General features: G+C 72.2%; 8 protein-coding genes. 6 read left to right on the forward strand and 2 right to left on the reverse strand.

All coding sequences use genetic code 11. The features are described 5' to 3' along the window. Positions 1-24: 24 nt before the first annotated feature. The 6 genes from ACIRS4_RS06200 to ACIRS4_RS06225 are packed head-to-tail and all read left to right on the forward strand — an operon-like array spanning position 25 to position 4,131. Positions 25-474, forward strand: coding sequence for a cupin domain-containing protein (locus ACIRS4_RS06200; protein WP_404190696.1), 450 nt, complete (start codon positions 25-27; stop codon positions 472-474). Continuing rightward, on the forward strand, positions 471-1,739 hold the full coding sequence (locus ACIRS4_RS06205; protein ID WP_358795358.1) for a beta-ketoacyl-[acyl-carrier-protein] synthase family protein: 1,269 nt from the start codon (positions 471-473) through the stop codon (positions 1,737-1,739). The genes ACIRS4_RS06200 and ACIRS4_RS06205 overlap by 4 nt, the downstream gene beginning before the upstream one ends. Next, positions 1,736-3,022, forward strand: coding sequence for a ketosynthase chain-length factor (locus tag ACIRS4_RS06210; RefSeq protein WP_404190699.1), 1,287 nt, complete (start codon positions 1,736-1,738; stop codon positions 3,020-3,022). The genes ACIRS4_RS06205 and ACIRS4_RS06210 overlap by 4 nt, the downstream gene beginning before the upstream one ends. Beyond that, on the forward strand, positions 3,019-3,276 hold the full coding sequence (locus ACIRS4_RS06215; protein WP_130437926.1) for an acyl carrier protein: 258 nt from the start codon (positions 3,019-3,021) through the stop codon (positions 3,274-3,276). The genes ACIRS4_RS06210 and ACIRS4_RS06215 overlap by 4 nt, the downstream gene beginning before the upstream one ends. A 1-nt stretch (position 3,277) precedes the next feature. Further along, the gene (locus ACIRS4_RS06220) at positions 3,278-3,757 is read left to right on the forward strand and encodes an SRPBCC family protein (protein WP_404190702.1); all 480 of its coding nucleotides are present in this window, start codon (positions 3,278-3,280) and stop codon (positions 3,755-3,757) included. Positions 3,758-3,798: 41 nt separating this feature from the next. Further along, on the forward strand, positions 3,799-4,131 hold the full coding sequence (locus ACIRS4_RS06225; RefSeq protein ID WP_404190704.1) for a TcmI family type II polyketide cyclase: 333 nt from the start codon (positions 3,799-3,801) through the stop codon (positions 4,129-4,131). Between the two features lie 68 nt (positions 4,132-4,199). Here ACIRS4_RS06225 and ACIRS4_RS06230 read toward each other — a convergent pair whose 3' ends face one another. Beyond that, on the reverse strand, positions 4,200-5,228 hold the full coding sequence (locus ACIRS4_RS06230; RefSeq protein ID WP_404190707.1) for a methyltransferase: 1,029 nt from the start codon (positions 5,226-5,228) through the stop codon (positions 4,200-4,202). Between the two features lie 79 nt (positions 5,229-5,307). Then, positions 5,308-6,294: right-handed parallel beta-helix repeat-containing protein (locus ACIRS4_RS06235; protein WP_404190710.1), on the reverse strand; the 987-nt coding region annotated here is incomplete at its 5' end.

Below are 6,294 nucleotides of genomic sequence, written 5' to 3' on the forward strand. Positions count from 1 at the left end.
ACAGCACACGAACGGAGCAACGTCGTGATCACTTCCCGTCCCAGAATCGTGGACCTCAGCGAGGTCGAGCCGAACACCCGGCGCGGCGGCGACCTGCGCGCCATGCTCACGCCCGCCACGGTCGGCGCGACCAGCGGCTTCATGGGCGTGGCCATCGTGCAGCCCGGCGACCGCATCGGCGAGCACTACCACCCGTACTCCGAGGAGTTCGTGTACGTCGTCTGCGGACAGCTGGAGGTCGACCTGGACGGCGACCCCCACCCGCTGCGGCCCGAGCAGGGACTGATGATCCCCATCGGGATGCGGCACCGGTTCCGCAACGTCGGCAAGGTGGAGGCGCGTGTCGTCTTCCACCTCGGTCCGCTGGCCCCGACCCCGCCGCTGGGCCATGTCGACACCGAGACCACCGACGGGATGCCCGTCGCGGCGGAGGGCGCGGGCGGGCCGGCCGCCGGCCGCGGGGCCCGGTCATGACGCGGCGGGTCGCGGTCACCGGGATAGGCGTGGTCGCGCCGGGCGGCATCGGCATACCGAATTTCTGGGACCTGCTCTCCAACGGCCGCACCGCGACGCGGGGCATCACCTTCTTCGACCCGAGCGGACTGCGGTCGCGGATCGCCGCCGAGTGCGACTTCGACCCGGCGGCCCACGGGCTGGACGCGGAGCAGGTCGCCCGGTGCGACCGCTACATCCAGTTCGCCCTCGTGGCCGGCGAGGAGGCGATCCGCGACTCGGGTCTCGACCTCGGCCGGGAGAACCCGTGGCGGGTCGGGGTGTCGCTGGGCACCGCGGTCGGCGGCACCACCCGTCTGGAGCACGACTACGTGCTGGTCAGTCAGGGCGGGCAGCGCTGGGACGTGGACCACCGGGAGGCGGAGCCGCATCTGCACCGGGCGTTCGCGCCCAGCACGCTCGCCTCCACGGTCGCGGAGCGGTTCGGCGCCCGGGGTCCGGTGCAGACGGTGTCCACGGGCTGCACCTCCGGCCTCGACGCCGTCGGGTACGCCTTCCACACGATCGAGGAGGGCCGGGCCGACGTGTGCGTCGCGGGCGCGTCGGACTCCCCCATCTCCCCGATCACGATGGCCTGCTTCGACGCGATCAAGGCCACCTCGCCCCACAACGACGACCCCGCCCACGCCTCGCGTCCCTTCGACGCCGACCGGGACGGGTTCGTGATGGGCGAGGGGGGCGCGGTCCTGGTCCTGGAGGAGCTGGAGCACGCCCGGGCCCGCGGCGCCCATGTGTACTGCGAGCTCGGCGGCTACGCGACGTACGGCAACGCCTACCACATGACCGGGCTGACGAAGGAGGGCGTGGAGATGGCCCGGGCCATCGAGGACGCGCTCGAACACGCGCGGCTCGACCCGACGGCGATCGACTACGTCAACGCGCACGGCTCGGGCACCAAGCAGAACGACCGGCACGAGACGGCCGCGGTGAAGCGGTCCCTGGGAGCGCACGCCTACGACACGCCGATGAGCTCCATCAAGTCGATGGTGGGGCACTCGCTGGGCGCGATCGGGGCGATCGAGGTCGTCGCGTGTGTGCTGGCGCTGGCCCGCCAGGTGGTGCCGCCCACCGCCAACTACGAGACGCCGGACCCCGAGTGCGACCTGGACTACGTCCCGAAGGTCGCGCGCGAGCGGAAGCTGAACAGCGTGCTCTCCGTGGGCAGCGGGTTCGGCGGCTTCCAGTCCGCGGTGATCCTGACCCGGCCGAGGGAGAGGACACGATGAGCGAACCCCGACCACGGCGCGCCGCCGTCACCGGAATCGGTGTGGTCGCGCCCAACGGAACCAGCACCGAGTCCTTCTGGAAGTCCACCCAGGAGGGCATCAGCGTCCTCGACCGGGTCACCCGCGAGGGCTGCGAGCACCTGCCGCTGCGGGTGGCCGGCGAGATCCGCGCCTTCGAGCCGTCGACGGCGGTGGAGGAGCGCTTCCTCGTCCAGACCGACCGGTTCACGCACTTCGCGCTGGCCGCGGCGGACCTCGCACTGGAGGACGCCCGTCTCGGCCACGCCGACACCGACGCCGAGCCGTTCTCCGTGGGCGTGGTCACCGCGGCCGGCTCCGGCGGCGGTGAGTTCGGCCAGCGGGAGCTGCAGCAACTGTGGGGAAAGGGGAGCCGGTTCGTCGGCCCCTACCAGTCCATCGCCTGGTTCTACGCCGCCAGCACCGGCCAGATCTCCATCCGCCGGGGCTTCAAGGGCCCCTGCTCGGTGGTCGCCGCCGACGAGGCGGGCGGTCTGGACGCGCTGGCGCACGCGGCGCGGGCGGTGCGGCGCGGCACCGACGTGATCGTGGCCGGCGCCACCGAGGCGCCGCTCGCCCCCTACTCGGTGGTGTGCCAGCTCGGCTACGAGGAGTTGAGCACCGCCGACGACCCGGCCCGCGCCTACCGCCCGTTCACGGAGTCGGCCTGCGGGTTCGTGCCCGCCGAGGGCGGCGCCATGTTCGTGGTGGAGGAGGAGGACTGGGCCCTGGAGCGGGGGGCGCGGGTGCGGGCCGTCCTCGCCGGGCACACGGCGACCTTCACCGGGCCGTCCCGCTGGGCCGAGTCCCGGGAGGGGCTCGCGCAGGCGATCCGGGGCGCCCTGGACGAGGCCGGCTGCGCCCCGGAGGAGATCGACGTGGTCTTCGCGGACGCCCTGGGCGTCCCGGAGGCGGACCGGGCCGAGGCGATGGCGATCACCGACGCGCTCGGCGCGCACGGCCGGCGGGTGCCGGTCACCGCGCCGAAGACCGGCATCGGCCGGGGCTACTGCGCGGCGCCGGTGCTGGACGCGGCGGCGGCGGTGCTCGCGATGGAGCACGGCGTGGTCCCGCCCACCCCGAACGTCTTCGACGTCTGCCACGACCTCGACCTCGTGTCCGGCCGGGCCCGTGCCGCCGAGCTGCGCACGGCGCTGGTCCTCAGCCGGGGCCTCATGGGATCGAACTCGGCGCTGGTGCTGCGGCACGGCGCCGCCGACGCCTCGCAGCGGGGCGACGGGAAGCAAAGGAGAGGAACCGCATGAGCGACCGCATCACCGTGGAAGAGCTGGCCGAGCTGATGAAGAAGTGCGCCGGGGTCACCGTCCCGGCCGCGGAGCTCGCCCAGCAGCCCGACATCGGCTTCGACAGCATCGGCGTCGACTCGCTCGGTCTGCTCGGGATCGTCGGCGAGCTGGAGAACCGTTACGGCACGCAGATGCCCCCGGACGCGGAACGCTGCAAGACGCCGCAGGCGTTCCTCGACCTCGTCAACAGCGCCCTGCTGGCTGGAGCCTGACATGCCCGGACACACGCAGAACGAGATCACCGTCGCCGCCCCGCTGGACCTGGTCTGGGACATCACCAACGACGTGGCGAACTGGCCGCGGCTGTTCAGCGAGTACGCCTCCGCCGAGATCCTCTCCACCGAGGGGCGGAAAACGACGTTCCGGCTGACCATGCACCCCGACGAGAACGGCACCGTGTGGAGCTGGGTCTCGGAGCGGGAGGCGGACCGCGACACCCTCAGCGTGAAGGCCCGCCGGGTCGAGACGGGCCCCTTCGCGTACATGAACATCCTCTGGCGGTACGAGGAGGTCGCCGGCGGCGTGCGGATGGTCTGGACGCAGGACTTCGCGATGAAGCCCGAGGCGCCGGTCGACGACGACTGGATGACCGACAACATCAACCGCAACTCCAAGGTCCAGCTGGCCCTGATCCGGGACCGCATCGAGAAGGCCGCCGCGGAGCGCGGGTCCGTGCCGAACCTGTCCGACTGAGCGGAAGCCGCGCGGAAACCGAGCACAACGGAGGAAGGCCCATGCACCAGGCCCTGATCGTCGCCAAGATGGCTCCCGGTTCGGCCCCCGACATCGCCAAGCTGTTCGAGGAGTCCGACCGGGGGGAGCTGCCGCACCTCGTGGGCGTCGCCCGGCGCAGTCTCTTCGAGTTCGGCGACGTGTACCTGCACCTGATCGAGTCCGAGCAGGACCCCGGGCCGGCGATCGCCAAGGTCGCCGGTCATCCCGAGTTCCGGGGCATCAGCGAGCGGCTCCAGGCGTACGTCAGCGCGTACGACCCGGCGACCTGGCGTTCGCCGAAGGACGCGATGGCCCGCTGCTTCTACCGCTGGGAGCGGGACGGGCGCGCCTGACCCACGCCGCGTCACCGGTCGCCGGGCCCGCGAGTCGCGCGGGCCCGGCGACCGTTTCGCGGGGGATGTCAGGCGGGGACGGTGCAGTCGAAGGCGTGCAGGTACGGGTTGACCGGGCGGATGTCGTCGACGACGAGGCCGCCCGCGGTCAGCCGGCGGACCATGCTGTCGGTGGTGTGCTTGGCGCCGCCGACGTTGAGGAGGAGCAGCAGGTCCATGGCGGTGCTGAACCGCATGGAGGGGGTGTCGTCGACGAGGTTCTCGATGACGACGACCCGGGTTCCGGGGCCGCCCGCCTCGCGCACGTTGCGCAGGGTGCGGGCGGTGCTCTCGTCGTCCCACTCCAGGATGTTCTTGATGATGTAGACGTCCGCCCGCACCGGGACGGCCACCCGGCAGTCGCCGGGGACGACGCTCACCCGCTCGGCGAGCGCGCCGCCGGGGCGCAGCCGGGGGTCGGCGTTCTCCACCACGCGCGGCAGGTCGAGCAGGGTGCCGTGCAGGGCGGGGTACTTCTCCAGCAGGCTGGCCACCACGTGCCCCTGGCCGCCGCCGATGTCGGCGACGGAGGAGCTCCCCGACAGGTCCAGGAAGTCGGCGACGTCCTGGGCGGACTGGGCGCTGGAGGTGGTCATGGCGCGGTTGAAGACGAGGGCCGACTCGGGGGCGTCCTCGTTGAGGTACTGGAAGAACTCCTTGCCGTACAGGTCCTCGACCACGTTGCGGCCGGTGCGCACCGCCTCGTCGAGCAGGGGCCACGCGTCCCAGGTCCACGGCTCGGTGCACCACAGGGTGATGTATTTCAGGCTGTGCGGGTCGTCCTCGCGCAGCAGCCGGGACATGTCGGTGTGCGCGAAGGCTCCGTCCGGCTGCTCGGCGAAGACGCCGTAGCAGGACAGGGCCCGCAACAGCCGTCGCAGCGGCTGGGGTTCGGTCTTCACCGCGGTGGCGAGGTCCTCCACGGACACCGGGGAGTCGCCGACGGCGTCGGCGACTCCCAGCCGGGCCGCCGTGCGGAGGGCGGCGGCACAGGCCGCCCCGAACACCAGCTCCCTCAGCCGCATGGACGGCGGTGGAGCAGTCTCTGCGGTCGTCATGTGCCGCCTTCCTTCTCTCTGTGAACTCGGTGAACTCTGCGTGCCCTACGGCTCTTTGTGCCTCGGTGTCACCGGTGGGTCAGCACAGGCCGGCGGGCCGGGAGGAGCGGCAGGAGTTGTTCTCGAACGTGTTCCCGACGCCGGCGGTGTCGGTGTTGACGAGGTCGGCCGGGGAGTTGTCGCTCAGCGTGTTGCCGGTGACGCGGTTGCGGTCGCTGGTGGCGCCCACGAAGCTCTTGAACACGACGATGCCGCCGGACAGCGGGGAGGCGCCGGCGTGGCCGGTGATCCTGTTCCGCGTCACCTCGGTGTCCTCGGCGCCGGTGAGCACGATGCCGGAGCCCTGGAGGGCGTCCAGTCGCGCGGTCTTCGGGCAGGACTTGTTGTTGTGCTCGACGCGGTTCTCGCGCACGCTCAGCGCGCCGGTCTTCGGCTTGTTCTCGTCGCCGACGACGAAGACGCCGGCGCAGTTGTCGATGACGAGGTTGCGCGCGACGGTGAGGTTGCGCAGTCGCCGGACCGTGACGCCGATCCGGTTGTCCTCCAGCCGGTTGCGCTCGACCAGGGTTCCCCCGGTGTCCGAGGCGCCCTTCTCGGCGGTGATGGTGTTGGCGAGGAACAGGCCGGCGTCCCCGTTGCCACGGGCGGTGTTGCGCCGGTAGACGCTGCGGACGGAGCCCTCCTCGGCGATGCCCCACACGCCGTTCTTCTCGGCGGTCACGTTCCGCACGGTCAGCCCGTCGGTGGCGGCGGCCGAGACGCCGGACTTGGCGAAGCCGGTCACCTTGAGGGAGGCGACGGTGACGCCCTTGAGCGGCTTCTTCGAAGTCCCCTCCACACAGATGCCGTTGCCGGCCTCGGCACAAGTGACGACGGCCTTCGCCGCGACCGGCTTGGCGGGCTTGGCGGGGGTCTGCTTCGCGGGGGCCGGCTTCGCGGGAGCGGGCTTGGCGGGAGCCGGCTTCGCCGGGGCGGGCTTGGCGGGAGCCGGCTTCGCCGGGGCGGGCTTGGCGGGAGCCGGCTTCGCCGGGGCGGGCTTGGCGGGAGCCGGCTTCGCCGGGGCGGG

It is taken from the genome of Streptomyces sp. NPDC101166 (assembly GCF_044768125.1).
GTDB lineage: Bacteria > Actinomycetota > Actinomycetes > Streptomycetales > Streptomycetaceae > Streptomyces.